29 protein-coding genes are annotated in these 25,255 nt (G+C 69.6%); 13 read left to right on the top strand and 16 right to left on the bottom strand.

Annotated elements, in window-relative coordinates:
- Positions 1–23: 23 nt before the first annotated feature.
- A complete protein-coding gene (gene rnz / locus IEX91_RS04885; RefSeq protein WP_188877455.1) occupies positions 24–944 on the bottom strand; it encodes a ribonuclease Z in 921 nt (306 codons plus the stop codon).
- A gap of 112 nt (positions 945–1,056) precedes the next feature.
- On the opposite strand from rnz, the gene IEX91_RS04880 reads away from it, so the two are divergent.
- From IEX91_RS04880 to IEX91_RS04870, 3 genes are all read left to right on the top strand, one after another.
- The gene (locus tag IEX91_RS04880; RefSeq protein WP_188877454.1) at positions 1,057–1,905 is read left to right on the top strand and encodes a DUF4382 domain-containing protein; all 849 of its coding nucleotides are present in this window, start codon (positions 1,057–1,059) and stop codon (positions 1,903–1,905) included.
- Positions 1,906–1,955: 50 nt separating this feature from the next.
- Entirely contained in the window at positions 1,956–2,966 is a 1,011-nt protein-coding gene (locus IEX91_RS04875; protein WP_188877452.1) for an AAA family ATPase, read from the top strand.
- Positions 2,967–3,027: 61 nt separating this feature from the next.
- Positions 3,028–3,486: a hypothetical protein gene (locus IEX91_RS04870; protein ID WP_188877451.1), complete on the top strand. Its 459-nt coding sequence runs from the start codon at positions 3,028–3,030 to the stop codon at positions 3,484–3,486.
- Here the strand turns inward: IEX91_RS04870 and IEX91_RS04865 are convergent.
- Positions 3,483–4,451 carry a THUMP domain-containing protein gene (locus IEX91_RS04865; protein WP_211086585.1) on the bottom strand — a complete coding sequence of 323 codons (969 nt, stop codon included), beginning with the start codon at positions 4,449–4,451 and terminating at the stop codon, positions 3,483–3,485. The genes IEX91_RS04870 and IEX91_RS04865 overlap by 4 nt on opposite strands.
- 114 nt (positions 4,452–4,565) lie before the next feature.
- Here IEX91_RS04865 and IEX91_RS04860 point away from each other — a divergent pair, with 114 nt between their 5' ends.
- On the top strand, positions 4,566–5,126 hold the full coding sequence (locus tag IEX91_RS04860) for a TATA-box-binding protein (protein WP_021779984.1): 561 nt from the start codon (positions 4,566–4,568) through the stop codon (positions 5,124–5,126).
- A gap of 354 nt (positions 5,127–5,480) precedes the next feature.
- Here the strand turns inward: IEX91_RS04860 and IEX91_RS04855 are convergent, their stop codons facing one another.
- Both IEX91_RS04855 and hisG read right to left on the bottom strand, forming a co-directional pair.
- Complete coding sequence (locus IEX91_RS04855; protein WP_188877448.1) at positions 5,481–5,912, bottom strand: hypothetical protein; 432 nt, start codon at positions 5,910–5,912, stop codon at positions 5,481–5,483.
- Between the two features lie 428 nt (positions 5,913–6,340).
- Positions 6,341–7,189 (bottom strand): ATP phosphoribosyltransferase, encoded by an 849-nt coding sequence (gene hisG, locus IEX91_RS04850; RefSeq protein ID WP_188877447.1) that lies wholly within the window; start codon positions 7,187–7,189, stop codon positions 6,341–6,343.
- 114 nt (positions 7,190–7,303) lie between these two features.
- On the opposite strand from hisG, the gene IEX91_RS04845 reads away from it, so the two are divergent.
- Positions 7,304–8,593: an amidohydrolase gene (locus IEX91_RS04845; RefSeq protein WP_188877446.1), complete on the top strand. Its 1,290-nt coding sequence runs from the start codon at positions 7,304–7,306 to the stop codon at positions 8,591–8,593.
- A gap of 111 nt (positions 8,594–8,704) precedes the next feature.
- The gene (locus tag IEX91_RS04840; protein ID WP_188877445.1) at positions 8,705–9,988 is read left to right on the top strand and encodes an adenosylhomocysteinase; all 1,284 of its coding nucleotides are present in this window, start codon (positions 8,705–8,707) and stop codon (positions 9,986–9,988) included.
- Positions 9,989–10,115: 127 nt separating this feature from the next.
- Here IEX91_RS04840 and IEX91_RS04835 read toward each other — a convergent pair whose 3' ends face one another.
- Together IEX91_RS04835 and IEX91_RS04830 are read right to left on the bottom strand one after the other, a co-directional pair.
- Positions 10,116–10,622 (bottom strand): universal stress protein, encoded by a 507-nt coding sequence (locus IEX91_RS04835; protein WP_188877443.1) that lies wholly within the window; start codon positions 10,620–10,622, stop codon positions 10,116–10,118.
- A gap of 68 nt (positions 10,623–10,690) precedes the next feature.
- Positions 10,691–11,521 (bottom strand): formate/nitrite transporter family protein, encoded by an 831-nt coding sequence (locus IEX91_RS04830; protein ID WP_229772795.1) that lies wholly within the window; start codon positions 11,519–11,521, stop codon positions 10,691–10,693.
- A gap of 88 nt (positions 11,522–11,609) precedes the next feature.
- On the opposite strand from IEX91_RS04830, the gene hjc reads away from it, so the two are divergent.
- Entirely contained in the window at positions 11,610–12,095 is a 486-nt protein-coding gene (hjc, locus tag IEX91_RS04825; RefSeq protein WP_229772794.1) for a Holliday junction resolvase Hjc, read from the top strand.
- 32 nt (positions 12,096–12,127) lie between these two features.
- Here the strand turns inward: hjc and IEX91_RS04820 are convergent, their stop codons facing one another.
- Positions 12,128–12,760, bottom strand: coding sequence for an SWIM zinc finger family protein (locus tag IEX91_RS04820; protein WP_188877442.1), 633 nt, complete (start codon positions 12,758–12,760; stop codon positions 12,128–12,130).
- A gap of 119 nt (positions 12,761–12,879) precedes the next feature.
- On the opposite strand from IEX91_RS04820, the gene IEX91_RS04815 reads away from it, so the two are divergent.
- Positions 12,880–13,083 (top strand): DUF7472 family protein, encoded by a 204-nt coding sequence (locus IEX91_RS04815; RefSeq protein WP_188877441.1) that lies wholly within the window; start codon positions 12,880–12,882, stop codon positions 13,081–13,083.
- Positions 13,084–13,114: 31 nt separating this feature from the next.
- Here IEX91_RS04815 and priL read toward each other — a convergent pair whose 3' ends face one another.
- Positions 13,115–14,167, bottom strand: coding sequence for a DNA primase regulatory subunit PriL (gene priL / locus IEX91_RS04810; protein ID WP_188877440.1), 1,053 nt, complete (start codon positions 14,165–14,167; stop codon positions 13,115–13,117).
- A gap of 88 nt (positions 14,168–14,255) precedes the next feature.
- Between priL and IEX91_RS04805 the strand changes: the two genes are divergently transcribed.
- Complete coding sequence (locus tag IEX91_RS04805) at positions 14,256–14,837, top strand: protein sorting system archaetidylserine decarboxylase (RefSeq protein WP_188877439.1); 582 nt, start codon at positions 14,256–14,258, stop codon at positions 14,835–14,837.
- Positions 14,838–14,847: 10 nt separating this feature from the next.
- Here IEX91_RS04805 and IEX91_RS04800 read toward each other — a convergent pair whose 3' ends face one another.
- From IEX91_RS04800 to IEX91_RS04785, 4 genes are all read right to left on the bottom strand, one after another.
- The gene (locus tag IEX91_RS04800; protein WP_188877438.1) at positions 14,848–15,477 is read right to left on the bottom strand and encodes a uracil-DNA glycosylase; all 630 of its coding nucleotides are present in this window, start codon (positions 15,475–15,477) and stop codon (positions 14,848–14,850) included.
- 41 nt (positions 15,478–15,518) lie between these two features.
- Positions 15,519–15,767, bottom strand: coding sequence for a hypothetical protein (locus IEX91_RS04795; protein WP_188877437.1), 249 nt, complete (start codon positions 15,765–15,767; stop codon positions 15,519–15,521).
- Between the two features lie 73 nt (positions 15,768–15,840).
- Positions 15,841–16,584, bottom strand: coding sequence for a DNA polymerase sliding clamp (locus IEX91_RS04790; RefSeq protein WP_188877436.1), 744 nt, complete (start codon positions 16,582–16,584; stop codon positions 15,841–15,843).
- Between the two features lie 114 nt (positions 16,585–16,698).
- A complete protein-coding gene (locus IEX91_RS04785; protein WP_188877435.1) occupies positions 16,699–17,739 on the bottom strand; it encodes an NAD(P)/FAD-dependent oxidoreductase in 1,041 nt (346 codons plus the stop codon).
- 123 nt (positions 17,740–17,862) lie between these two features.
- Here IEX91_RS04785 and IEX91_RS04780 point away from each other — a divergent pair, with 123 nt between their 5' ends.
- Together IEX91_RS04780 and IEX91_RS04775 are read left to right on the top strand one after the other, a co-directional pair.
- A complete protein-coding gene (locus tag IEX91_RS04780; RefSeq protein ID WP_188877434.1) occupies positions 17,863–18,639 on the top strand; it encodes a 23S rRNA (uridine(2552)-2'-O)-methyltransferase in 777 nt (258 codons plus the stop codon).
- Between the two features lie 42 nt (positions 18,640–18,681).
- Positions 18,682–19,215 (top strand): cupin domain-containing protein, encoded by a 534-nt coding sequence (locus tag IEX91_RS04775; RefSeq protein ID WP_188877433.1) that lies wholly within the window; start codon positions 18,682–18,684, stop codon positions 19,213–19,215.
- On the opposite strand, the gene IEX91_RS04770 is transcribed toward IEX91_RS04775, so the two are convergent.
- Genes IEX91_RS04770 through IEX91_RS04760 form a run of 3 tightly spaced genes read right to left on the bottom strand, consistent with a single transcriptional unit; the run spans position 19,216 to position 22,454 of the window.
- Positions 19,216–19,929, bottom strand: coding sequence for a queuosine precursor transporter (locus tag IEX91_RS04770; RefSeq protein ID WP_188877432.1), 714 nt, complete (start codon positions 19,927–19,929; stop codon positions 19,216–19,218).
- Positions 19,922–20,116, bottom strand: coding sequence for a CopG family transcriptional regulator (locus IEX91_RS04765; protein ID WP_188877431.1), 195 nt, complete (start codon positions 20,114–20,116; stop codon positions 19,922–19,924). Before IEX91_RS04765 ends, IEX91_RS04770 begins: the two co-directional genes overlap by 8 nt.
- Positions 20,117–20,156: 40 nt before the next feature.
- Positions 20,157–22,454: a twin-arginine translocase subunit TatC gene (locus IEX91_RS04760; protein WP_188877430.1), complete on the bottom strand. Its 2,298-nt coding sequence runs from the start codon at positions 22,452–22,454 to the stop codon at positions 20,157–20,159.
- 92 nt (positions 22,455–22,546) lie between these two features.
- Here IEX91_RS04760 and IEX91_RS04755 point away from each other — a divergent pair, with 92 nt between their 5' ends.
- Positions 22,547–23,668 carry a twin-arginine translocase subunit TatC gene (locus tag IEX91_RS04755; protein ID WP_326837954.1) on the top strand — a complete coding sequence of 374 codons (1,122 nt, stop codon included), beginning with the start codon at positions 22,547–22,549 and terminating at the stop codon, positions 23,666–23,668.
- Positions 23,669–23,979: 311 nt separating this feature from the next.
- Here the strand turns inward: IEX91_RS04755 and larE are convergent, their stop codons facing one another.
- On the bottom strand, positions 23,980–24,807 hold the full coding sequence (gene larE, locus IEX91_RS04750; protein WP_188877428.1) for an ATP-dependent sacrificial sulfur transferase LarE: 828 nt from the start codon (positions 24,805–24,807) through the stop codon (positions 23,980–23,982).
- A gap of 92 nt (positions 24,808–24,899) precedes the next feature.
- On the opposite strand from larE, the gene IEX91_RS04745 reads away from it, so the two are divergent.
- Positions 24,900–25,232, top strand: coding sequence for a hypothetical protein (locus IEX91_RS04745; protein ID WP_188877426.1), 333 nt, complete (start codon positions 24,900–24,902; stop codon positions 25,230–25,232).
- Positions 25,233–25,255: the final 23 nt, after the last annotated feature.

Raw genomic sequence — 25,255 nt, 5'->3', positions numbered from 1 at the left:
CGGGACCGACGTCGCGGGCCGGGCTAGCGGTAGGGGACGTCGATCGTCAGGCCGTCGTGGGCGAGGATCGTCTCGCCGTCGTGTTCGTCCGCGGCGTCGGCTTTCAGCGCGCCGACCGCGCCGCCGTAGCGCGAGGAGATGTGAGTGAGCGCGAGGCGTTTCGCGCCGGCCTCGCGGGCGATCCGGCCGGCTTCGCCGCCCGTCGAGTGGGCGGTCTGACGGGCGCGCTCGGCGTCCGCGTCGGTGAACGTCGCGTCGTGGACGAGGAGGTCTGCGTCCTCGGCGGCGGCGACGGTCGCGTCGGTCGGTCGGGTGTCGCCGGTGTAGACGAGCGTCCGGCCGGGGCGCGGATCGCCGACGACCTGCTCGGGCCGGACGACCGTGCCATCGTCGAGTTCGACCGCGTTACCGGCGTGGAGTTCGGAGAACTTCGGGCCGATGGGGACGCCGAGCTCCTCCGCGCGCTCGCGGTCGAAGCGGCCCTTCCGATCGTCCTCGACGAGCGCGTACCCCACCGAGTTCGTCCGGTGGTCGGTCCGGAACGTCTCGATGCCGTACGCGTCGCGTTCGAGGACCGTCTCGCCCGCCGAGACCTCGTGGACGTCGAGTCGAAACGAGGGGGTCGCGCCGATGGCGGTGACGAGGTCGCGCAGTTCGGCGCCCGTTCCGCGGGGCGTGTAGACGTCGAGCGGGCGGTCGCGGTCGTTGAAGTCGAGCGTCTGGACGAGCCCGGGGAGCCCGAAGACGTGGTCGCCGTGGACGTGCGAGACGAAGACGGCGTCGACGTCGAAGCCGGTGCCGTAGCGCATCATCTGACGCTGGGTGCCCTCGCCGACATCGAAGAGGAAGGCCTCGCCCTCCCGTCGGACGTGGAGCGCGCTCGTGTTGCGCTCGACGGTCGGGACGGCCCCGCTGGTGCCGAGGAAGGTGGCGGAGAGAGTCATGGTGGGAGTCGGGTCGGAGGGCGTAAACCGCCTTCGGAACGCCGGGGGGCACTCTCGGCGTGCGAAAACGGACACTCCGTTTATCCGGGGGGCGCTCCCAGTGGCGGGATGGATGAACCGACAGGGACTGCTCGCGGTCTGTCTGGTCGCGCTCGTCGTGCTCGCCGGGTGTGCCGGCGGACCGGGCGGCGGGACGACGAGTACGACGAGCGACGACGGCGGGGCGACGAGTACGACGAGCGACGGCGGGACGAGCGGTTCCGGGACCGTCGTCACGTACCTGAGCGACCGGCCGGCGGCGATCGATGACTTCGCGCACCTGAACGCGACGGTGACGCGAGTCGGCCTCCATCGTGTGAGCGCGGCCGGAAACGAGAGCGACGGGGCGAACGCGACCGCGGGCGGCTGGCAGACCGTCGACGTGAACGAGACGGTCGATCTCACCGAGCTCCGCGGCGAGAACGCGACGCACATCGTGAACCAGAGCGTGCCGAGCGGAACGTACGACAACGTCTTCGTCTACGTCAGCGACGTGAACGGCACGCTGACCGACGGGTCGAGCGCGGCGGTGAAACTGCCGTCCGGAAAGCTCCATCTCGCCACGACGTTCACCGTCGAGGCGAACAGGACGGTGGACTTCGTCTACGACCTCGCCGTCCACGGGACGGGCAACGGTCGCTACATCGTCCGCCCGAACGCGGGTGAGTCCGGTGCGGACCAGCCGCTGCGAGTCGTCGGCGACGGCGGGACGAGCGCGAACGCCTCGGCCTCGGCGGACGTCGACCTCGCCGTCACGCAGAACGACGGCGCGAACGCGAGCGAGAGCGTCAACCTCACGGTGGCGGAGAACGTGAGCGCTGAGGGCGAGAGCGTGACGAGCGGGAACGAGACGACGACCGCCGGCGCGGGCGCGAACGCCACCGTCGAGGCGACCGCGGCGGCGACCGCCGGGGACGCCTGAGCGGTACGCAACCGCCCCTTTCTTTGCCGGGCGAGCGGTAGGACGGGGTGATGGACGCGCCGCTCTGGACGGACACGCACGCGCCCGCGATCGCCGATCTCCCCCAATCGTCGGTCCGGGATCGGCTCCGCAACGCCCTCGACGAGCCGCAGAACCTCGTCGTCCACGGGCCGGCCGGCGCGGGGAAGACAGCGGCGGTGCGCGCGCTCGCCCGGGAGGCGCACGCGGACGCCGAGAACGACCTCGTGGAGGTGAACGTCGCGGACTTCTTCGGGATGACGAAAAAGGAGGTGAGCGAGGATCCGCGCTTCGCGCGGTTCATCTCCGCGAAGCGCCGACGGAACTCGTCGAAGGCCGACCTCATCAATCACGTCCTGAAGGAGTCGGCGAGCTACGCGCCCGTCACGGGCGACTACAACACCGTCCTGCTGGACAACGCGGAGGCGATCCGCGAGGACTTCCAGCAGGCCCTGCGACGCGTGATGGAGCAGTACCACGAGGCGACGCAGTTCGTGATCACGACGCGCCAGCCCACGAAGCTCATCCCGCCGATCCGTTCGCGCTGTTTCCCCGTCTCCGTGCGCGCGCCGACGGACGCGGAGACGGTCGCGGTGTTGGAGTCGATCCTCGCTGCGGAGGGCGTCGACCACGACGCGGACGGCCTGGAGTTCGTCGCGGGCTACGCGGACGGCAACCTCCGCAAGGCGATCCTCGCCGCGCAGACGACCGCCGAAGAAGCGGACGAGGTGACGATGGACGCAGCCTACGAAGCGCTCCAGGACGTCGGCCTCGACGACACCCTCCGGGAGATGCTCGACGACGCGGCGAACGGCGAGTTCACCGACGCGCGCTCGACGCTCGACGACCTCCTCGTCGACGAGGGGTACGAGGGGGCGGAGCTCCTCCGCGAGCTGTTGCGCGTCGGGCGCTCGAAGTACAGCGGCGACGAGCTCGCGGAGCTCCACGCGCTCGCCGGCGAGATCGAGTTCGAGCTGAACGAGGGGACGAACGACCGCGTCCACCTCTCGCGGCTGCTCGCGGAACTGGGGCGCGAGGCGTGAGGCGAGCCGACGACGCGGGCGGACGGCGCGACCGCGGTGCGCGCGGAGGAGACGGGGGACGATGACCGGCGAAGCGGGAGACGGCGGAGACGCGCGCGGGGACGCGACCGCGGAGGACGCCGGAGCCGCGAGCGGGGAGGCGAGGGGCGGCGTGCGCGGGTCGCTCCGCCGGACGGGCGCGCGCCTCGAAAGGGCCACCGCGGGCTGTATCGCCGCGCTCCCGTTCGCCGTCGCGCTCCTCCCGATCGTCCCCGGCTGGGCCGCCGTCGCGCTCGTGCTCGGCACCGGGGCCGCGGCCGTCGCGCTCGTCGAGACCGATCGGCTCCCCGTCACCTACGGGGCGTTCTTCCGGTGGGCGCTCGCCACGGGCGTGCTCGGCTACGCCGGCTGGCAGCTCGCCGCGCTCGACGTGCCGCCGGCCGACGCGGGCGTCGCGTTCGCGTACGCGGTCGCGGGCGCGCTCGTCGCCGTCCCCGTCGCCACCTACCGGCGCATCTGGGGCGTGCTCGTCCTCGACTAGGCGAGCACGAGGACCGTCCGCGTGAGCGAGCGGTGCACGCGGCGCTCGAAGCGCGCCTCGACCGACCAGCCGGCGTCGCGGGCCTCCGCGCGCCAGTCCCGATCGGCGACGAGGACGCAGCGGTCCGCGGCGACGCGGCGCACCTCGGCGAGCGCGCCGGCGACGAGATCGGCGAGGTCGTGCGTCTCGATCTTCGACTGGCGGCCGTACGGCGCGTCGAAGACCGCGCAGTCGAGCGCGTCGTCGCGGAGCGCGAGGCGGGTCGCGTCCCCCCGCAGAACGTCGTAGTCGTCGAGGTAGTGCGCGAGGTTCTCGTCGGTGCCCCGGACCATCTTCTTCTGGGCGTCGTTGCCGACGACGGCCGCGCCGACGAGGCCGGCCTCGATGAGCACGCCCCCCGTCCCGCACATCGGGTCGAGCAGGCGGGCGTCCGCGTCGGCACCCGCGAGGTTCACGCAGGCCCGCGCGAGGAGCGGGTCCATGCTCCCTGGTTGGAAGAACGGTCGGTCGGTCGGTCGGCGCGACCCGTAGTCGCGCACGGAGGCGACGGCGTGCCAGCCGAGACAGCAGACGCCGTCGCTGAAACACGCGCGGAGTTCGTGGTCGGGATCGTCGAGGTCGACCGAGAAGCCGCGATCGACGAGCGCGCTCCCGAGGGCGCGCTCGGCGCGCTGAGTGTCGACGCCCGTCGTGTTGCGGACGTCGCGGGCGCGGACGGCGACGCTCCCGACGCGATCGGTGTCGGCCGCCGTCAGGGCGGCGACGGCGGCGTCGATCGTCGCGTCGGTCCGCGCGAGGAGCGCGTCGGCGTGCCGGGTGTAGGCGAGCGTCCGCACGCCCGCCGGGTCGACGTCGGCCGCGACAGCGAGACCGGGCGCGACCCGTTCGACGTCCGCGGCGGCCCCGGCGGCCGCCTCCGCGGCGGCGAAGGCGTCGTCCTCGCCCGCGAGTTCGAGGCAGTACACGCGCTCACTGCGTCGCCCACGACCCTCGTTCTGTCGAACGGAGCGGCGATATAAGGCAGTCGGTGTCGGTATCGCCAACATTTATAAAGGTTAAATACGACTTAAAGACGAAGGATGACCGACCCGAAGGAAACCATCAACATTGAAAACGTGGTCGCGTCGACGGGTATCGGACAGGAGCTCGACCTCCAGTCCGTGGCGATGGACCTCGAAGGGGCGGACTACGATCCCGAGCAGTTCCCCGGTCTCGTCTATCGCACGCAGAACCCCAAGAGCGCCGCGCTCATCTTCCGTTCCGGCAAGATCGTCTGTACCGGCGCGAAGAGCACCGAAGACGTCCACGAGTCCCTCCGCATCGTCTTCGACAAGCTCCGCGAGCTCGACATCAAAGTCGAGGACGAACCCGAGATCGTCGTCCAGAACATCGTCACCTCCGCGGATCTGGGCCACCAGCTCAACCTCAACGCCATCGCCATCGGCCTCGGACTCGAGAACATCGAGTACGAGCCCGAGCAGTTCCCCGGCCTCGTCTACCGGCTCGACGGCCCCGAGGTCGTCGCGCTCCTCTTCGGCTCCGGCAAACTCGTCATCACCGGCGGGAAGGAGCCCGAGGACGCCGAGAAGGCCGTCGACAAGATCGTCTCCCGGCTCGAAGAGCTCGGCCTGCTCGAATAGTACCTTTTGCCAGCGAGGCGCGCGGAGCGCGCCTCGCTGGCAAAAGGTACGCTAAAAGCCGTCGTCACCCCCTACGGGGGTTCCTCGGCCTCGCCCAACGGGCGAGTGAAACGGCGACCTACCGGGCTCTGACGAGCCGCTCGGTCACCGGACGCTAGCCCATACAGCTTTCGTCGTCCGGTCTCTTCGTGGAACGGTTGTTAAGGAGATCGACAGACTGTATGGTGAACAGAATATCCCCAAAATGACATTATGTAAAGACCTAATCGAATTTTAACCAGACCCTCAGATCGATCTCTGGAAGTCGTAGTGGTATGTGAATATATATGCGGTGGATTATATTCTGAGATAGAATTACTCTGCCCCTGTATATTCTATAACTTCGACACTACCATCACCCGCCCGTATTGTTGCTCCCTCAAATGAATAATTAACTGATATCTTTTGCGAGGTTCTTCCATATGATGAATTGGCTGTTATCAGGCAAGACATATCTGTTGGGTTTTGGGGGATAGCGTTAGATAGATAAACTGTATTTTCAGAATCGACGGATATAGTGCGTTTGATTATACGTTCGCCTTGGTCATCGATCTGGATATCAAACTCGAGTTTCTCCTTAGTCCAATTGGCTACTCCAAGGTCATATGGAGATGTCCGGTCGTTCGAAAGAGTGACAGCTGTTGTAGAACTGCTTGTATCATCGCCAGTATCACTTACCATTGAGCATCCAGTAAGCCCGACGATGGCCCCTGTTCCTACAAATCTAATTACGTCTCTACGGTTCATAGTGATTCTGTGTGTCCTACATCAGGTATAATATTTCTGAGGTTGAAAGGAAGGCGATAGTTTTGTGGAGTAGTGGCAAATTGGGGCACTTCTCATCCTTGCGTCTGCTCTCGTTGGCGCTGTAGTCGAGAGAATAGGTCGGTCGGAGTCTGACATTCTTGGACTGGTGGATTTCTTTGTGGGCGCGCTATTTGCCATCCTCTTACTCTGCCATCTAATATTCATCTGATGAGTAGATCGGCTGTACCGAACGTTCCACAGGACTAGCGTCCGGCGAACGAGTGGTCCGATAGGACCCGGAAGGTCGCCAGTTCGCCGCGAGCCGGCGGCTCGCGGGCCGACGAGCGACTGTAAGGAGCGAGAAGGTTTTGGTCGAGCTTTTGCAAGCGACGGCGGGCGACGCGCGCCGAGCGCTGCAAAAGGTCGTTCTATTCGACGAGGCGTTCGATTTCTGTGACGAGGATGTCGCGCGCGCCGACCGCCTTCAGTTCGGCGACGGTGGCGAAGACGTCGCGTTCGTCGACGACGGCGTGGACGGCGACGCTGTCGTCCCCTTCGACGTCCATGACGGTCGGGCCGCCCATCCCCGGCAGGACGTCCTCGACGGCGTCGAGTCGATCCTGCGGGACGTTCAACATCACGTAGCGCTTGCCGGCGGCGTCGAGGACGGAACGGAGGGCGGTGACGACGCGATCGACGTCCGCGTCGTCGGCGACGTCGTCGCGGGCGAAGAGGCGCACGGAGGAGTCGAGCACCTCGTCGACGACCGCGAGGTGGTTCACGCGGAGGGTCGTCCCCGTCGAGGTGATGTCGACGATGGCGTCGGCCATCTCGACGTGCGGGGTGAGCTCGGTCGCGCCCGTCACCTCGACGACGTCGACGTCGATGTCCTTCCCGTCGAAGTAGTCCGCGGTGACGTTCGGGAACTCGGTGGCGACGGTCAGGCCGTCGAGGTCCGCCGGGGCGTCGATACCGCCGTCCTCGGGCGCGGCGAGGACGAGTCGACAGGAGCCGTATTCGAGGTCGAGGAGATCGCTGACGTCGTCGACCCGGGACTCGCGGTGCTGATCGTAGCCGGTGATGCCGAGGTCGGCCGCGCCGTCCGCGACGTACTCGGGGATGTCGGCGGCGCGCGCGAACAGCACGCTCACGTCGGGGTCGACGGTGTCCGCGTAGAGTTGGCGATCGGCGCCGGCCTCGACGGCGAGGCCCGCGCGCTCGAGCAAGTCGAGCGTCGGATCGTGGAGGCGACCCTTGTTCGGGACGGCGATCTTCATGCGGGTACGTGGCAGGGGGAGACCTAAGCGTTAGCGGTGAGCGTCGGGGGCGCGTCGGTGATCGGTGACCCGCGAAACCGACGGATTGAGGCGAGACCATCCGAACTATCGGACATGACCACGCTCCGTATCGCGGACGGTCGCGTCCTCCACCCGGACCTCTCGGTGCGCGAGGGCGACGTGCTGGTGGACGACGAGTCGGGCGAGATCGTCGCCGTGGGCGACGTCGAGGCGGGCGACGAGACGCTGGACGCGGCGGGCTGTCTGGTGATGCCCGGGCTCGTGAACGCGCACTGCCACGCGGCGATGACCCTGCTACGGGGGTACGCGGACGACAAGCCCCTCGACGCGTGGCTCCGCGAGGACGTCTGGCCGGTCGAGGCGGAGCTGACGGACGCGGACGTCCGCGCGGGGACGGAGCTCGCGCTCGTCGAGCTCGTGAAGGCGGGGACGACGGCGTTCGCGGACATGTACTTCTCGATGGACGAGGTGGCCGAGGCGGTGGCCGACGCGGGACTGCGCGCCCGACTCGGACACGGCGTCGTCGGCGTCGGGAAGGGCGAGGACGCGGCGCGCGCCGACCACGAGGAGAGCCTCGCGTTCGCCCGCGAGTACGACGGCTACGCGGACGGCCGGATCCGGACGATGTACAGTCCGCACAGCCTCACGACGGTCGACGAGGCCCTGCTCCGGGAGTACGTTCCCGAGGCCCGCGAGATCGGGGTGCCGTTGCACTTCCACGCGAACGAGACGCGCGACGAGGTCGACCCGATCGTCGCGGAGCGCGGCGAGCGCCCGCTCGAATACGCGGACGACGCGGGGATGCTCGGTGGCGCCGACTTCATCGCGCACGGCGTGCACAGCGACGCGACGGAGATCGAACTGCTCGCCGAGCGCGGAACGGCCGTGGTACACTGCCCGGCGTCGAACATGAAGCTCGCGTCAGGCGCGGCGCCGATTCCGGCCTACCGCGAGGCGGGCGTGACGGTCGCGCTCGGGACGGACGGCGCGGCGTCGAACAACGACCTCGACCTCTTCGACGAGATGCGCGACGCGGCGATGCTCGGGAAGCACGCCGCCGGGGACGCGAGCGCGGTGCCCGCGGAGGCGGTCGTGGAGATGGCGACCGCGGGCGGCGCGGACGCGCTCGGTTTCGACGCGGGACGGATCGCGGTCGGACGGAAGGCCGATCTCGCGGTGGTGGACTTCGAGGCGGCGCACCTGACGCCGACGCACGACGCGGTGTCGAACCTCGCGTACGCGACGCGCGGGAGCGACGTCCGACACACAGTGTGCGACGGCGAGGTGCTCGTGCGCGACGGCGAGGTGCAGACGCTGGACGAGGACGCGGTGCGCGAGCGCGCCGCCGAGCACGCGCGGGACCTCGTCGCCCGGGCTGAGTAGACGGTGCTCGCGGGGGCGGCGAGCGCCCGCGGACCGACGGACGACGCCGGCGTGACGCGCGCCCACGCGCGGTATCGAAGCGCTTTCCCCCCGGCCCGTCGTTGCCGGGGTATGGACACGGCCGCACCTATCAGCGACCGCCTCGACGACGTGGACGCGCACGTCGAGGAGGGGCGACGGAAGATGGACTGGGCGCTCGAACACATGCCCATCCTCACCGCGCTGCGCGAGCGGTTCGCGGCGGGCGAACCCCTCGCCGACCACCGGATCGGGATGGCGCTCCACGTCGAGGCGAAGACCGCGGTCCTCGTCGAGACGCTCGCCGAGGCGGGTGCCGACGTGGCCGTCACGGGCTGTAACCCCCTCTCGACGCACGACGACGTGAGCGCGGCACTCGACGCCCACGAGAACATCACGTCGTACGCGAAGCGCGGCGTGGACGACGAGGCGTACTACGAGGCGATGGACGCCGTCATCGGCCACGAGCCAACGATCACGGTCGACGACGGCGGCGACCTCGTCTTCCGCATCCACGAGGAGTACCCCGAACTCATTGAGGACATCGTCGGCGGCACGGAGGAGACGACGACGGGCGTGCATCGCCTCCGCGCGATGGATCAGGAGGGCGCGCTGGAGTATCCGATGTTCAACGTGAACGACACCCCGATGAAGCACCTCTTCGACAACGTGCACGGCACCGGGGAGTCCGCGCTCGCGAACATCGCGATGACGACGAACCTCTCGTGGGCGGGCAAGACCGTCGTCGTCTCCGGTTACGGCTACTGCGGGCGCGGCGTGGCGAAGAAGGCCGCCGGGCAGAACGCGAACGTCGTCGTCACGGAGGTCGACTCGCGGCGCGCCTTGGAGGCCCACATGGAGGGCTACGAGGTCATGCCGATGGACGAGGCCGCGAAGGTGGGCGACGTCTTCGTCACGACGACGGGCAACCGCGACGTCATCACGGAGAAGCACTTCGCGAGCATGCAGGACGGCGTCGTCCTCGCGAACGCCGGACACTTCGACGTCGAGATAAATCTGGAGGAGCTCTCCGAGCTCGCCGTGAGCGAGCGCGAAGCCCGCGAGGGCGTCCGCGAGTACGAACTCGAGGACGGGTCGCGCGTGAACGTCCTCGCGGAGGGGCGTCTCGTCAACCTCGCGTCGCCGGTGGCGCTCGGTCACCCCGTCGAGGTCATGGACCAGTCCTTCGGCGTGCAGGCGGTCTGCGTCCGCGAGCTCGCCGAGAACGGGGGGGAGTACGACGCCGGCCTCCACGGCGTCCCCGACGAGCTCGATCGGGAGGTCGCGGAGACGAAACTGGACGCGGAGAACATCGAGCACGACGTGCTCTCGACCGAACAGGAGGAGTACATGGGGTCGTGGCGTCACGGGACGTAGGCGACAACCGAGCGGAGTGAGGGCGTCGCCGATACGCGAACGGCGCCAGCCGTGAGCGCCGTCTGCGACGACGAGCGACAGCGAGGGCGCCGCTAATACGCGAATGCCGATAGAGAGCGGCGCCCGACTACGGGAGGTAGAAGTCCGACTTCTCGTGGTGCGCGGGGGACTTGTCGGTGAGCATCGAGATGTCAGAGGGGTCCCCGTTCTGGACGATGTGGATGTCGTAGGCGTCCTCGGCGGCGACGGAGGCGCCGACGCTCCCGAGCGTGGACGAGATGCCGCCCGCGTTCTCGCTTCCGATGAACACGATCGAGGCGTCCTCGTCGCGGGCGAGGTCGCGCAGTTCGCCGGCGATCGTGCCGGAGGGAGCGAAGCGATCGACGATGACGTGCTCGAAGTCGGCCGCGGGGGCGATCGATGCGACCTGTTGGTGGAGTCTGGCGACGATACGCGAGCGGTCGAACGACTCGTCCGGGTGTAGCCATCCCCGCTCTCGGGCGTAGTCGCGGTTTCCCGCCGGGATGACCGCCGCCGCGACGACGCGCTCCTCGAAGGCGTCGGCGAACTCGACGGCCCGGACGAGCGCGGTCCGCGAGAGCACCGACCCGTCGAACGGAACGAAGAACGTCACGGGCGGGACATCGACCGGCGGCGGCAAATATGTTCTCGCTGTGTCGCTAGGTGCCGGCTTCCCGGACGTCACTCCCCGCCGCGGACGACGTGGCCGTACTTGAGGAGGGCGACGAAGACGGTGCCGCCGAGGACGTTCCCCGCGGTGGCGACGACGAGGAACCGGAGGAAGGCGGTGAGGGGGTACGCGTCGGAGACGAGGACGCCGCCGAGCACTTCCGCGGTCCCGGCGATGGAGTGCGGGAGGTGGGCGAGCCCGATCGCGGCGGTGACGAGCCAGACGACGGCGAAGCGCGAGAGGGTGCTGTCCGCGCCCGCGACGAGCCACGAGAGCAGGCCCATCAGCCAGCCGGCGAGGATGGCGCCCACGAACACCTCCGGCGGGCCGTGCGCGAGGAGCGGGGCGGCGAGTTCGACGAGCGCGGAGCGCTCGACGATGCCGTAGGCGGGCGCGAGCCACACCATCGCGACGGCGAACACGCTCGCGCCGACGACGTTCCCGACGTAGACGAGACTCCAGAGCCGCGCGAGCGCACCGAGCGACGCGCGCCGGTCGAGGACGGGGAGGACGGCGAGCGTCGTGTGCTCGGTGAAGAGTTCGGAGCGCCCGAGGATGACGAAGACGAACCCGATCGCGTAGGCGTTGGCGGTCAGGAACGTCCGCACGGCGTGATCGTAGAGGCCGGCGGTCAAGGTGAGGACGACGCCCATGAACAGCGGGCCGAAGCCGATGTCGAGGCCCGCCGAGAGCCCGGAGAGCAAGAGCCCGTCAGCCGGCCGCTCCAGTTCGTTCAGCCCGGAGCGGATCTGTCGGGCGAGGATGTCCGTGCTGGACGCGCCGGCGGACGCTGCGTCCTCGCTCGTCGGGACCGTCGACTCGCCGTCGTGACCGTCGCTCACTGGTCGGACGTTCGGCCGCCGATCGATTAAGCGTCGGGCTTCCCGGCCGCATCGCCCGGTTTATCTCCGCGGGGCGGGGAGTGGCGGTATGGTGCGAAACGAGAAGGGCGATCGCCGCGAGCGCGAGCTCGTCAACCGCCTCGACGAGGCCGGGTTCGCGGTGATGCGCGCCCCCGCTTCGGGGGCCGCGACGACGCGCGAACTCCCCGACGTCCTCGCGGGCGACGGCGACGTCTTCTACGCCGTCGAGGCGAAGTCCTCCGCGGGCGATCCAATCTACCTCACCGGGGAGGAAGTCGAGGCCCTCGTCTACTTCTCGCAGAGCTTCGGCGCGCGGCCGAAGATCGGCGTTCGCTTCGACCGGGAGGACTGGTACTTCTTCCACCCGAGCGACCTCCACGTCACGGACGGCGGGAACTACCGCGTGAAAAAGGAGACGGCCCTCGACGAGGGCGACACGATCCCCGACCTGCGGGCCGCGGGCGAGGGCGACGAGGACGCGGACATCGAGGGCGTCCTCCAAGCCGTCGCGCGGGGCGTGCTGAGCGTCGAGGAGGCGACCGAGATGCTCTGAGATGAGATGCGCTCGCTCTCGGAGTACGTGGCCTATCGCGGGAGGCGCGCGAGACGCCCGCGCGGGAAGGCGTACGAGCGGACGCCGCGCTCGCGGAGGCGCTGGGGCGTCGGATCGCGGAGCGGATAGCAGGCCTCGACGACGACGTCGTCGGGGTCATAGCCGTCGTTCGTCGGATGGGTGGCGACGGTGTGGTCGCCGACGGCGACGTCGCGTGCCCGCGCCGACATCGTCTCGACGACGGCGAGGACGTCGCCGCGCTCGCGATCGCGGACGAGGTCGCCCGGGTCGAGCGTGCAGTCCTCGCAGTAGACCGGATCGGGAGCGGCGGCGGCGACGAAGCACGGCGCGCCGCAGTCGGCACAGGCGGCGTCGCGCTCGCCGGGCGCGGGGACGCGGCCCGCGGTGACGTCGATGGCGACGCGGCGGAGGTGCTTGCAGCGTCGGCCGCGATACGTGTGATCGGGGCAGTCGCACGTCCCGACGTCGAGGTCGACCGTGTAGGCCGTGCCGCCGCGGACGACGACGTCGTAGCGGGCGCCGCCGAGCGCGACGACCGCCATCGGTTCGCTGCGCGCGCGGGCCGCTCGGCTGTCCGTCGGACCGCCCGGCGAGAGGGGCGCGAGCCGCGAGTGTGTGGTGCTGGTGGGTTTCGTGGACACCATACGAGAACGTAGGCGATCGAGCGCTAAAAGGCCATCACCGGCCCGTGTGCCGACCGAGAACGGCGGTTCGGTCCGGCCCGGACCGCCACGCTTTTGCGCGCACTCCGGGAACAGGGGGTATGTACATGGAATGCGAAACCGCCGTCGAGGCGGGGGTCACGCTCGTCGCCGTCGCGGTCTTCGTCGCCGTCGTCATCCTCGGCGGCGAGGTGAGCACCGCGGGTCTCACCGAGAGCGGGGCGTACGCCGTCGTCGGCGCCATCGTCGCCTTCATCCTCGTGATGGCCGGCGCGGGCTACTACCTCTCGACGAAGCAGGACTGAGAATCCGCACGAGTCGAGTCGAGCCCCCGCGTCACTCGGCCTCGCGTTCGTCGCGCCAATCCTCCAACTCCTCCTCGTCGGCGTCGTCGATCTTCGCCTCGTAGTAGCCGAGCGGGTGACTGATGTGCTCGCAGAGCGCGTCCGGATTCACGCAGTCGCCGTAGGCCTGCATCGTCGCGCACGACGGCGCGGTGTACTCCGTCGGGCTCGACTCGCCCTTGATGTGGTCGGTCTGATAGCGCGTCATCTCCTCGCCGAACCCGGGGTTTACCTCGTAGAGCTCCACGATCTCGTCCGTCGAGAGCCCGATGTTCCCGAGGAAGGCCGTCAGCGCGAACCGGGAGTGGTGCGCGAGGTGGTCGCCGCGCTGGACGGCGTCGAGGAGGTGTTGCATGCAGGGCGGGAAGAGGTCGGGAACGACGGTGTCGATCTCCGTGGTGAGATCGAGGTCCGCGAGCGTCTCAGTGACCGACGCGACCGCCCCGTCGAGCGCGTCGCCGATGGCGTCCGGGACGTTCAGGGGGAGGCCCTCCTTCACGCGCTCCTCGACGGCCTCCCGGAGGAGGTCGTCGAGTTCGGGTTCGCTCACGGGGACGTCGCCCCGATCGAGCGCGCGGTTGACGAGGCGCCACTCGTCGCCGCGCAGCGACGACGCGTAGCGGAGGTAGGCGGCGACGCCGATCAGGAAGCCGCCGTCGCGTCGCGGGGTGACGGCGTCCCCGACATCGAACTCTCGGAGGAGCGCGGTCCGCGTGATCGCGGCGCGCCCGTCCTCGCGCCCGAAGTCCTCGCGGAAGCGCTCGGCGGCCCGCGAGGCCTCGGCCTCCGCGTAGTAGCGCGTGCAGACGTTCTGATCGACGAGCGAGACGATGACGCGCGCGACCGGGTAAGAGAGGAGTTCGACGCGGTCGGACGCGACCGACTCGCCGACGTCCCGGTCGGTGATCGCCGCAGTGACGCGCTCGGTCGCGCGCTCGACGACGGCGTCCTCCTCGCGGACGACCTCGACGAGGTCCACGCCCGCCTCCTGGACGGCGCGACGGGCGTCACCGAGGAAGGGGTATCGGGCGTGGCGGCGTTCCATACGAAACGTGGGTGGGTGCGGACGCCGATAAAGCGCCCGATCCGGCGGGACCGCAAGAGGGTTGGCGCGGCGGGCCACACCACCCGACATGCGTCTCGCGCCCGGCGCGCGGCGGTACGCGGTCCCGCCGCTCGCCCTCGCCGTCCCCCTGTTGTTCGTCTTCGCGCCCGCCGGCCTCGCCTGCGCCGCCCTCGGTTGCTTCGTGCTCTGGTTCCACCGCGATCCGGACCGGGACGTCCCCGAGTCGGGCGTCGTCGCACCCGCCGATGGTCGCGTCAGCGTCCTTCGGGTCGAGGACGGCCGCGTCCGCGTCGGCGTCTTCATGAACGTCACCGACGTCCACGTGAACCGCGCGCCGCTCGACGGCGTCGTGGCGTCCGTCGACCACCGGCCCGGCGCACACCGCCCCGCGTTCTCGAAGGAGTCCGAGCGCAACGAGCGCGTCCGGATCACCACCGACGGCTACGAACTCGACCTCATCGCGGGCGCGTTCGCCCGCCGCGTCCACCCCGCCGTCGAACCCGGCGACACCGTCGCGCGGGGCGAGCGGGTCGGCCACATCTCCTTCGGCTCGCGCGTCGACGTCCTCCTCCCGCCCGAGTACGACGCGACGGATGTCGCCGTCGCCGTCGGCGATCGCGTGACGGCGGGCGAGACGGTCATCGCGTAGCGGGAGTCGATCAACAGTGGTCGTCGAGGAGCGATCCGAGTTCCGCCGCGTACTCGTCGTAGTCGTAGCCGAGGCGCGAGAGCCACATGTGCTGGTAGGCGGGGTGGAGCACCGGGAGCACCGTCGCGCCGAGCGACGGACAGGCGACGGGATCGAGGACGGTGTCGAGGAACGAGTCGAGGTCGCGCCCCGCGGCGTCGAACATGACCCGCGTCGCGTGTTTCCCCGTGGTGACGACGACCGACGGATCGACGGCCTCCAACTCGGCTTCGAGGTGCGTGAAGCAGTTCGACAGCTCCGCCTCTCGCGGTTCCCTGTTCGACCCCTCGCCGTCGGGGGGGAAGCACTTCACCGCGTTCGTGTAGAAGACGTCGGTGTGTCCCGAATCCGCGAACAGCTCGCGGACGATCCTGCCGGAGTGACGCGCCGTGTACGCCATCCCGGTCCAGTTGCCGCCCCGCCACCGGTCCTCGTCCGGGGTACCCGCGCCCGGCGCTTCACCGACCGCGACGACGTCCGCGTCGGGGGGGCCGTTGCCCCACGCGATACACTCGCGGGCCTCGACGAGGGCGGGACAGCGCGCACAGCCCGGCTCGATCGGATAGGCGTCGTCGGGGTCAGGGAAGGCGGGATCGCTCATAGGCGAGTGGACGCGCCGGCGGCGAAAGAGCCGTGCGGTCCTCAGCGCTCGTCCGGGAGGGCGCCGGCGAAGAGCGACGCGAGCGCGAAGACGAGCGCGAGGACGCCACAGGCGCTCAGCGCGAGGCGGGCGAGATAGCGGAGATCGGGCGCGAACGCCGCCGCGTCGCCGGCCAACGCGGTGTGTCCGAGGACGTTCGCCTCCGGAATCGCCGCGGCGTAGAGCGGATTGGCGAGGCAGGCCGCGGCGACGACGAACAGCGCGCCGGCGAGCGCGTGCGCACGGTGCATACGTGTGCGTGGCGACGCGAGCACGTGGGTCTTACGCGAGCGTCCGACGTCTCGTCAAAAATCGCTGGAGCGTCTAGTCCGACTGAATTCTGGGCGCCAACATGAACGTGACAGATCCCAACCCTTCGGCGAAGTCGAAGTGGAGCTTGACGGGGAACTCCTCGCCGAGTTCGAGGGTGACTTCGGCGTCCTTGGGGAGCGCCTTGTTCATGTCCTTGAGGTAGTCGAGGCTGAAGAGCGAGCGCGCGTCGCCGGCCTCCAAGTCGATGAGGTCCTCGCGTTCGAGTTCGAGGTGGACGTCGTCGGTGTCGCCCTCGGCGTCGACGTAGAAGAGTTCCTTCTCGGCGTCGACGCCGAGCGCGATGTGGTCGGAGACCATGTCGGCGGCCCGGACGGCGCGGTCGATGTCCGCGCCCTCGACGACGACCTGCGCGGGGAGGTCGAGGTCGGGGAGGTCGGGCTCCTGACGGATACTGTCGGGGTCGATGAGCGCGAGAGTGTATTCGAGGCCCTCGATCTGGATGTGGAGCTTGCGGGTCTCCTCGTCCAGTTCGAGCTGGACGAGCTGGCCGGCGTCGGCCATCCCGGCGATGTCCTCCAGCCGCGAGAGGTCGACGCCGATGAGTCCGCCGTCGGCCTCGTAGGACTCGAAGGCGTCCGCGGAGAGGGTCAGGTCCACCATCCCGACGTTCGCGGGATCGACGGCGCGGATCTCGAGGCCGTCGTCGTTGAGGTGGATCTTGCACTCGTCCACCAGCACGCTCACGGAGTCGAGCGTGTCCCGGAGCGTGTCGGCGCTCACGATCGCCTTGAACATCTTGGACGTCGGTAGGACTGGCCCGTACAATAAACCCCCGGATGCGCGCGCACGCGTGAGAGTGCGGACCGCGGGACGCGACGGGGCCCGGCACGTGCGGGGAGCGAAGCGGACTCAGTACCGCGCGGCGAGCCGATCGCCGGCGTCGAGCCCGCAGCGGAGCGCGGCGTGGAGTCGCGGCGCGCCGGCCACCCAGTCGCCGACGACGTGGAGGTCGTGCTCGCGCGCGGCGGCGACGGGGGCGTCGGCGACGCCGTCGCGCGGGAGGGCGTAACGCCACCCCTGCGTGTCCGTCCAATCGGGGTCGGCGAGTCGGTCGTCGTCGAGGATGTCGGCGGCGATCCGGGCGAGCGCGGCGGCGTTCTCGTCGGGCGAGTCCTCGAAGTGCGCCGCGCTCCAGTCGGCGTTCGCCTGGACGACGAGGACACTCTCGCCGTCGGGGACGTGGCCGGGCTTGCACGCCTCGCGGGCGATCCAGCCGACCGCGTGGTCCTTCTCGGGGTTCACGAGGGCGTAGTACGGCGCCTCGATCTCGAAGGGGTAGTGGAGGACGGCGGTGTAGATGGAGTCGAAGGGGACGGCAGCCGCGGCGGCGTGCAGCGTCTCGCGGGCCTCGGCGTCCCACGCCGCGTCGCGGAGGAGCGCGGCGGTCTGGGGTGCGGGTGGGTCGCAGACGAGCGCGTCGAAGGGACCCCAGCGTTCGCCGTCGGTGTCGACGACCGACCACGTCTCGGTCTCGGCGTTCCGGTCGAGCGTCTCGGCGCGCGTGTGGCGGTGGACGGTCGCGTCCGTCCCCGCGAAGAGCCGCTTTGCGATCTGCGTCAGCCCCGCGGCGTAACTCCACTTACGCCGATCGTCGTCGCGGCCGGGCGAGACGTCGCCGTCGGCGTCGAAGGTGTAGACCGGGTCGGTGACGTCCGCGAGGCCGTCGGTCCCGAGCACGTCGGCGACGAGGTCGTTGACGCGCGCGTCGTCGTCGCGGAGGTAGTTCGCGCCGTAGTCGTACGTGACGTCGTCGCGGCGTCTGGTCGCGGCCCGCCCGCAGACGCCGCCGGACTTCTCCAGTACCGTCACGTCGGCGTCCGTCTCCCCGTCGACGACGTGTGCGAGCGCGGCCGCCGCCGGGCCGGCGCCGACGATACCGATGTGAGCCATACGGGACCCACGAACGACGGGATGTTAAGCGATCGGGCGCGCGGTCGATCCGGTCGCCCTCCCGGCGCGGCGGCGCGGCCGAGCGAAGGGAGTAAACGGCGCGGCGCCCTCGTTTCGGCCATCATGGCCGGAAAAGACGACTACTACAACCGGGCGAAACAGCAGGGGTATCGCGCGCGCTCGGCGTACAAGCTGAAACAGCTCGATCGGTCGTTCGACCTCATCGAGCGCGGCGACACGGTGGTCGACCTCGGCGCGGCGCCGGGCGGGTGGCTCCAGGTCGCCGCGGAGGAGGCGGGGGCGCACGGACGGGTCATCGGCGTCGACCTCCAGCGGATCGACGACGTGGAGCGCGGCGACGCGCCCGTCGAGACGATCAGGGGCGACATGACCGAGGACGAGACGAGAGCGGCGATCCGCGAGGCCGCCGACGGTCGCGTGGACGTCGTCGTCTCCGACATGGCGCCGAACATGACCGGCGAGTACAACCTCGATCACGCCCGATCGGTCCACCTCGCCCGCCAAGCCCTCGAAACCGCGGACGACCTCCTCGGCGAGGGCGGGAACTTCGCCGTGAAGGTCTTCCAGGGGCAGGACCTCGCGGACTTCCAGGCGGACGTCGAACGCGAGTTCGCGTTCTCTCGGACGACGAGCCCGGACGCCTCGCGGGAGTCGTCCTCCGAGGTGTACGTCGTCGGGAAGAACAAACTGACCGGCCCGGTACGCGTCGGGGACGAACTCACCGTCGAGGTCACGGACGTCGGCGAGGAGGGCGACGGCATCGCCAAGGTCGAGGGGTTCACCCTGTTCGTCGACGGCGCCGAGGCGGGCGACGAACTCCGCGTCGAAGTGACGGACGTGAAGCCGCGTTTCGGGTTCGCGGAGCCGATCGAGGAGTAGCGGCCGTGCGGTCTTTTTGACGCCGCCGAGCGAGGGGTCGGTATGGAGCCTGTGGACGCGACCGACCTCGACTGGACGGGGACGGACACCGATCGGATGACCTTCCGGCGGAAGAAACTGGGCGCGGCAGCGGGCGGCGACGCGCTCGGGTGTAGCCTCTACGAGCTCGCGCCCGGGGACTCGGCGTGGCCGTACCACTACCACGCGGCGAACGAGGAGGCGCTCTACGTGCTCGCGGGCGGGGGACGCCTGCGCACCGCGAACGGCGAATACGCGATCGAGGCCGGCGACTACGCGGCGTTCCCGACGGGCGAGGCTGGCGGACACCGGGTGGTGAACGATGGCGACGACGCCCTCAGATACCTCGTCGTCTCGACGATGGCGGAGCCGGAGGTCGTCCGCTACCCCGACGGCGAGGGCGTGGGCGTGATGGTCGGCGGGGCGCCGGGTGCGGGCGAACGCGACTTCGAGGCGTGGTTCAAGAAGAGCGACGCGCGGTCGTACGCCGAGGCGACGTCGGCGGGGTCGACGTCCGCGGAGACGACGGCGAGAGGGGAAAGGGACGAGATGGAGTGATTACTCCGTCGGCGTGACGCGTCCGCCCCGCCGGCGGTCGCCGAGGAGGGCGACGACGGCGTAGACGAACGGCGTATCGCAGAGCGCGATTAGGAGTTTGAGGAGGTACTGTCCGACCATCAGCGACGCGAGGACGCTCCCGGGGAGCGGGCGGCCACCGAGGAGCGTCGGGGCGAGCCAGAAGCCGACGCCGACGAAGAGGACGGTGTCGATGGCCTGACTCGTCGCCGTCGAGCCGATGTTGCGTAGCCAGAGGTATGCGCCGTCGGTGCGCCGGCGGAGGGCGTGGAAGACGAAGACGTCCCAGTTCTGGCTGACGAGGTACGCACAGAGCGAGCCGGCGACGATGCTCGTCGAGGAGCCGAGGACGGCGGCGAACGTGCCGGGGTCGATGGAAGAGGCCGCGGCGGGCGCGAGGATCGTCGACCAGACGAGGGCGAGCAACACGAGGTTCATGGCGAAGCCGGTGTTGACGACGACGGTGGCGGCCCGGCGGCCGTAGAGTTCGCTGTAGCAGTCGCTCGCGAAGTACGTGAGCGCGTAGGCGAGCGCCGCGCCCGGCATCACGAGCGTGCTCCCGGTGACGGGGAGGGAGACGGGGATGTCGAAGGCGAGGATCTTCGCGGCGGTCAGTTGCGCGGTGACGAGCGCCGTGACGAAGAGCGCGACGAGGACGACCCGGCCGGTGGCGAGCGGCGTTTCGCCGTCAGGCATCGTCCTCGGCGTCGTACTCGTCGGAGAGGCGGCCGTGCCGGGCGTCGATGTCGTCGAGGACGTCGAGCGTCTTGCGGAGCGAGGCGCGCACGGCGTCCGATCGGTTCACGAACTTCCCGTCGTCGCCGACGTGGTCGTCGAGGTCGTCGAGGAGCTCCTGCGGGACGTCGACGGATATCTTGGGCATAGTCGAGTATTCGAACCCGAATAGTTAAACGACGTGTTCGTTACGCCGGGCGTCGCTCGGGCGCGGGTTCGTCGGCGGTCGCGCCACCGCCGCCGCGCCGGCCGCCGAGGGTGACGATCCAGAGGCCGGCGAGACCGACGAAGAAGGCGACGGCGATGGGCGCACCGACGACGACCATCGTGTAGAGGCTGTCGGGGGTGACGAGCGCGGCGAAGCCGAACGCGGCGAGGACGAAGACCCGCCAGCGCCGGCGCATGCTCGGGTAGCCGACGACGCCGGACCAGTGCGCGAGCCACATCGTCACCGGGACCGTGGCGAGGAGGCCGATCCCGGCCGTGGTCATGAAGACGAGCCAGAGGAAGTCGCTGATCCGGTAGCTGATGATGACCTGCGCCTGCAGGGCGTCCCAGACGAGGTAGGAGATGATCGTCGGCGCGACGTAGATGTAGCCGAGGACGCTCCCCGCGACGATCGTGACGCCGATCGCGCCCGCCCAGACGGTGACGACGCCGCGACGCGCCGCGATGAACCCGCGCTCGCGCAGCGCCGGCCAGATGAAGAAGAGGACGAGAGGGATCGTGGCGATCGCGGCGACCACCGTCGAGAGCTTCACGGAGAAGATCAGCGCCTCGACGGGGTGGAGGGCGACCGGCCAGCCGAGCGCCTCCGGGTTCCCCTGGAGGGCCCCGGCGGGGATGCGCCCGATGAAGTCGTCGCGGACGAACCCGAGGCCGCCCCGGTAGAGGAACCCGAAGACGACCGCGAGGACGAGCATGAACCAGCCGACGAGCCAGAAGAGCCGCGAACGCAGGCTTCCGAGGATGAACTGGAGGTCGTGGTAGTAGCCGCCGATGTCGTCCTCGGTCGTCTCCTCCTCGGTGAAGGCGTCGAGCATCCCCGCACTCGTCCGGGAGAAGACGTTGCCGGACTCCTCGGCCGCCGCGGCCTCGTCCGCCCCGTCGGTGCCGTCCCCGCTCTCCTCGCCCTCGCTCTCGGCCGCGGCGCGGGCCTCGGCCTCGTCGAAACGATCGAGGATCGCACCGGCCTTCTCCTTCTCGCCGGCCTCCATCGCCCCGTTTGCGAGTTCGAGGGCCTCTTCCTCGTCCATCGCGTCGAAGCGCTCGTCCGGGGCGGCGCGCACGCCCGCGGCGTCGAGCACGTCGAGGTTTATGTTCTCGGGCTTCGGGGCGCGCCCGCCGTAGACCGCGGACTCGGCGCGGGCGGCCGCGGCGATGGCGTCGTAGACCGCGTAGGCGAGCACGAGAACGAGCGCGAGGAGCGCGACGACGGCGCCGACGACGGCGAGCGAGGCGTCGGGGCCGAGCCCGACGAGAGCGGTCGCGGTCGGGACGCCGCGGGCGGCGAACGCGTCGAGCGCCCCGCCGACGAGCGGGAGGTCGGCGGCCGCGGCGCGGGCGAGCGCGTCGTTCACCGCGGCGGCGCCGCCGTAGCCGAAGAAGCCGTAGCCGAGGAGGAAGCCGAGGACCGCGCTCCCCGCGAGGACGTTCCAGCGCCCGCGGAGTTCGGCGCGGAGGTCGACCCGCTCGCTCCCGCGGCGGGCGAGCGTCACGACCTTCGCGAGGTAGAGGCTGACCGCGTAGAGGAGGAGCAGCGGCACCGCCCACATGATCTGGGTGAACGGATCGGGCGGGGAGAACAGCCCGCCGAAGACGAAGATGGCGACGACGGCGTGCTTCCAGTAGTCGCGGAACGTCTCGTAGGGGACGACGTCGAGGTAAGAGAGCGCCGTCATCACGAGCGGGAGCTGGGCGGCGACGCCGAAGGAGATGGCGAGCACGAGGATGAACTGCGTCCACGCGACGATGGAGTACATCGGCTTGATGTTCGCGCTCATGGCGTTCCCCGCGAGGAACTCGAACATCAGCGGAAAGAACAGCTCGTAGGCGTACGCGACGCCGACGAACGCGAGGAAGAGCGCGACGAGCGCGCCGCCCGCGAGGTGCCAGACGGAGAGCGAGACGTCGGGGACGATGTCGCGCTCCGCGAGCGGCCCCTTCGCGTAGTAGAGCAGGATCGGGAGGGCGAGCAGGACGCCGACGACCATCCCGATCTTCACCTGCAGGAGGATGACGTCGAACGGCGTCTGGAAGATGACCTCGACGCTCGAATCGAGACCGAGCTTCGTGATGAGGTCGCGTTTCAACGCGGGCCAGATGTACGTCCGCATCGCCATGATGCCGCCGAAGAGCCCGACGACGAACGCGATGAAGACGACTTGGAGGCGCTTGCGCGCGGCCCCGACGACGACGCCGATCGTCTCGCGCCCCTTGTCGACAGCGCGGGCCGTGTCCTCGCTGATGACCCCCGAGTCGCTCATTTGTGTCCGGTAGCCGGTTTCCCGTTATCAATCTTCCCGTCGGCACCCAAAAGAAAGCCTATAACGCCCACGTCGCCAATCGTAGGCAGAGAATGGGAGACGCACCGGACGGGCCGTCCGACGACGGGGACGACGCCGACGGCGAGGACGTCGCCCGCGCCGAGGCGGTGGACGCCGGTTCGACCGAGCCGGACGCCACCGACCTGAGCGAGGGCGACTCGACGGCCTCCCACGGTGCGACGACCGACGGTGACGCCACGAGCGCCGACGGCGCCTCCGAGGGCGACTCGACCGACGGCGCGGGCGGCTCGGCTGACAGTGCGGACGGCGCGGCCGACGGCGGCTACGCGGATCCGCCCGACTCGGTCCCGGAAACCGGCGATCCGTCCGTTCCCGACGAGGGCCCGACCGTCGCGGACGAGGGCCCCCCGATCGAGGAACACGACGGCGCGGAAACGCCTCCCGCAGAGGAGGAAGGGGGCGTGCTCGGCGGGGCGCCGGAGACCGATCAGGAGCAGCCGATCGCCGTCCACGTCGAGGAGATGGTGCGCCGCCTCGGGATCGTCGTCCTCGTCGCCGGCGTCGTGAGCGCGCTCTGCTTCCCGTGGGGCGACACTCTCATCACGTTCATCTGGGACGGCGTCCTGCCGGCGAGTTCGACCGCGCAACCGCACGTCTACGCGCCGCTCGAACTCATCGTCACGCAGTTCAAGGTCGCCTCCATCGCCGGCGTCGTCGTCGCGCTCCCCGTCATCGTCTACGAGACGTACGCGTTCATGCGCCCTGGTCTCTACCCCCACGAGCGGCGCTACTACCTCGCGGCGATCCCGACCAGCCTCGTGCTCGCCGTCGTCGGCATCGTCTTCGCCTACTTCGTCGTCGTCCCGAGCGTGATGTCGTACTTCCTCTACTACTCGACGAGCGTCGCCAACGCCGCGCTCGCCCTCGGGTCGACGTTCAACCTCATCCTCGTCCTGATGGCGTACCTCGCCATCGTCTTCCAGATCCCGCTGTTCGTCATGCTCGCCATCATGATGGGGCTCACGACGCGGCGGTGGCTCGCCGAACGCCGCCTCCTCTTCTGGGGGGCGTTCGCGGGCGTCGCCTTCCTCGCCACGCCCGACCCGACCGGCGTCGCGCCCGTCGTCGTCGCCGCCACGATGATCGTCCTCTTCGAGGGGACGCTGGGGCTCCTCAGGTGGACCGGGAACTAGACCATCTTTTTGCGCGGAGGGGTCGCGCTCCGCGCGACCCTCGACTCGCAAAAACATGGGTGAAAAAGGCCGAGCGACTTCGTCGCTCGGTGAAACTCGCGCTTCGCGCGAGTACGCTGGACCGCAGACCGAACCGCGACGTTAGCTGTAGCGGATGTGCTGAACGTTGCTGTTCGCGCGAACGAGCGGTCCGAAGGACCCGGTAGTGAGCGCGATTCCCCGCGACGCGTAGCGTCGCGGCCTTTTTCACCCATGTTTTTGGCGCGAGCGGTTCGCCGCAGGCGAACCCGAGCGGGAAAAAGATGGATGTGTCAGTCGTCGGCGTCCGCCGTCTCACTCCCCGACGACACCGATCCCGTCCGATACCCGTGTAGGTCCAGCGTCACGTGCTCGAAGCCGACGTCCGAGAGGTGTTCGCGGGCGGCCGCGGCGAACTCCGTGGTGAGGGCGACGTCGAGTTCCTCGGGGGCGACCTCGATGCGCGCGAGGCCGTCGTGGTCGCGGACGCGGAACTGCTCGAACCCCCAGGTCCGGAGCAGTTTCTCGGCCCTCTCGACGCGCGAGAGCTTCTCCTCGGTGACTTCGAGACCGGTCGGGATACGCGAGGAGAGACACGCCATCGAGGGCTTCTCGGCGACGCTCAGGTCGTATCGCTCGGCGATCTCCCGGACCTCGTCCTTCGTGATATCGGCCGCGCGTAGCGGCGAGTAGGCGTCGAGTTCGTCGACGGCGCGGAGGCCGGGGCGGTGGCTCTCGCCGGGGTCGGAGGCGTTCGTGCCGTCGCAGACGGTGTCGATGCCGAGGTCGCGCGCCGCCGAGAACATCTCGGAGAGGCGCATCGAGCGGCAGTGATAGCAGCGTTCGCCGTCGTTCTCGACGAATTTTGGGTCGTCGAGTTCGCTGAAGGAGACGAGCTCGTGGCGGATCCCGATCTCCTCGGCGACGCGTTTCGCGTCCGCGAGTTCGGCCTCGGGGAGCGTCTCGCTCTTCGCGGTGCAGGCGACGGCGTCGTCGCCGAGCGCGTCGTGCGCGATGGCGGCGACGACGGCGGAGTCGACCCCGCCGCTGAACGCGACGAGCACGCCGTCGCGCTCGGCGAGGGCGTCGCGGGCCGCGTCGAGTTTGGCCTCGACAGTCATGTCTCTCGTCTCCGGTCGCCACCGCCTTCCGTGTACCGGTCAGGCGAGCCGTGACGGGCGTTTTAAGCCGTCGGGGCGCGTCCGAACGCCCGATGTTCGACATCGACGACGTCGCGCGCTGGGTGAGCGGACGCGCCGTCTGGTGGTCGTTCGCGACGCTCGCACTGCTCGTCCTGACGCACGCACTCGTCGGCACGAACGCCACGCTCGGCGTGCTCGGTGTTCCGGGAGCGCTACTCGTCGACGCCGCGACGACGGCGTTCGAGGCGCTCGGCCTCGCGAGCGACGGCGCGACGTGGACGCTCGGTCTCGTACTCGCCTGCTACGTCCCCGCGCTCGTCGTCGGGGCGGTGGTGCGGGCCGTCGGCGCGGCGTGGCGCTGGCGGAAGGCACTGCTCTACCCGGAGGAGTACGCGCACTACTGAGGGCGAGGGCTTTTTTCCGATGC

The sequence above is a fragment of the Halarchaeum nitratireducens genome (assembly GCF_014647155.1).
GTDB lineage: Archaea > Halobacteriota > Halobacteria > Halobacteriales > Halobacteriaceae > Halarchaeum > Halarchaeum nitratireducens.
The sequence above is the reverse complement of the archived record's forward strand: the minus strand, read 5'-3'. Positions and strand labels throughout refer to the sequence as shown.

What these genes read in the sequence shown, in the direction of transcription:
- rnz (WP_188877455.1), bottom strand. Translation starts at nt 944, where the DNA reads ATGACTCTCTCCGCCACCTTCCTCGGCACCAGCGGGGCCGTCCCGACC.
- IEX91_RS04880 (WP_188877454.1), top strand. Translation starts at nt 1,057, where the DNA reads ATGAACCGACAGGGACTGCTCGCGGTCTGTCTGGTCGCGCTCGTCGTG.
- IEX91_RS04875 (WP_188877452.1), top strand. Translation starts at nt 1,956, where the DNA reads ATGGACGCGCCGCTCTGGACGGACACGCACGCGCCCGCGATCGCCGAT.
- IEX91_RS04870 (WP_188877451.1), top strand. Translation starts at nt 3,028, where the DNA reads ATGACCGGCGAAGCGGGAGACGGCGGAGACGCGCGCGGGGACGCGACC.
- IEX91_RS04860 (WP_021779984.1), top strand. Translation starts at nt 4,566, where the DNA reads ATGACCGACCCGAAGGAAACCATCAACATTGAAAACGTGGTCGCGTCG.
- IEX91_RS04855 (WP_188877448.1), bottom strand. Translation starts at nt 5,912, where the DNA reads ATGAACCGTAGAGACGTAATTAGATTTGTAGGAACAGGGGCCATCGTC.
- hisG (WP_188877447.1), bottom strand. Translation starts at nt 7,189, where the DNA reads ATGAAGATCGCCGTCCCGAACAAGGGTCGCCTCCACGATCCGACGCTC.
- IEX91_RS04845 (WP_188877446.1), top strand. Translation starts at nt 7,304, where the DNA reads ATGACCACGCTCCGTATCGCGGACGGTCGCGTCCTCCACCCGGACCTC.
- IEX91_RS04840 (WP_188877445.1), top strand. Translation starts at nt 8,705, where the DNA reads ATGGACACGGCCGCACCTATCAGCGACCGCCTCGACGACGTGGACGCG.
- hjc (WP_229772794.1), top strand. Translation starts at nt 11,610, where the DNA reads ATGGTGCGAAACGAGAAGGGCGATCGCCGCGAGCGCGAGCTCGTCAAC.
- IEX91_RS04820 (WP_188877442.1), bottom strand. Translation starts at nt 12,760, where the DNA reads ATGGTGTCCACGAAACCCACCAGCACCACACACTCGCGGCTCGCGCCC.
- IEX91_RS04815 (WP_188877441.1), top strand. Translation starts at nt 12,880, where the DNA reads ATGTACATGGAATGCGAAACCGCCGTCGAGGCGGGGGTCACGCTCGTC.
- priL (WP_188877440.1), bottom strand. Translation starts at nt 14,167, where the DNA reads ATGGAACGCCGCCACGCCCGATACCCCTTCCTCGGTGACGCCCGTCGC.
- IEX91_RS04805 (WP_188877439.1), top strand. Translation starts at nt 14,256, where the DNA reads ATGCGTCTCGCGCCCGGCGCGCGGCGGTACGCGGTCCCGCCGCTCGCC.
- IEX91_RS04800 (WP_188877438.1), bottom strand. Translation starts at nt 15,477, where the DNA reads ATGAGCGATCCCGCCTTCCCTGACCCCGACGACGCCTATCCGATCGAG.
- IEX91_RS04795 (WP_188877437.1), bottom strand. Translation starts at nt 15,767, where the DNA reads ATGCACCGTGCGCACGCGCTCGCCGGCGCGCTGTTCGTCGTCGCCGCG.
- IEX91_RS04790 (WP_188877436.1), bottom strand. Translation starts at nt 16,584, where the DNA reads ATGTTCAAGGCGATCGTGAGCGCCGACACGCTCCGGGACACGCTCGAC.
- IEX91_RS04785 (WP_188877435.1), bottom strand. Translation starts at nt 17,739, where the DNA reads ATGGCTCACATCGGTATCGTCGGCGCCGGCCCGGCGGCGGCCGCGCTC.
- IEX91_RS04780 (WP_188877434.1), top strand. Translation starts at nt 17,863, where the DNA reads ATGGCCGGAAAAGACGACTACTACAACCGGGCGAAACAGCAGGGGTAT.
- IEX91_RS04775 (WP_188877433.1), top strand. Translation starts at nt 18,682, where the DNA reads ATGGAGCCTGTGGACGCGACCGACCTCGACTGGACGGGGACGGACACC.
- IEX91_RS04770 (WP_188877432.1), bottom strand. Translation starts at nt 19,929, where the DNA reads ATGCCTGACGGCGAAACGCCGCTCGCCACCGGCCGGGTCGTCCTCGTC.
- IEX91_RS04765 (WP_188877431.1), bottom strand. Translation starts at nt 20,116, where the DNA reads ATGCCCAAGATATCCGTCGACGTCCCGCAGGAGCTCCTCGACGACCTC.
- IEX91_RS04760 (WP_188877430.1), bottom strand. Translation starts at nt 22,454, where the DNA reads ATGAGCGACTCGGGGGTCATCAGCGAGGACACGGCCCGCGCTGTCGAC.
- IEX91_RS04755 (WP_326837954.1), top strand. Translation starts at nt 22,547, where the DNA reads ATGGGAGACGCACCGGACGGGCCGTCCGACGACGGGGACGACGCCGAC.
- larE (WP_188877428.1), bottom strand. Translation starts at nt 24,807, where the DNA reads ATGACTGTCGAGGCCAAACTCGACGCGGCCCGCGACGCCCTCGCCGAG.
- IEX91_RS04745 (WP_188877426.1), top strand. Translation starts at nt 24,900, where the DNA reads ATGTTCGACATCGACGACGTCGCGCGCTGGGTGAGCGGACGCGCCGTC.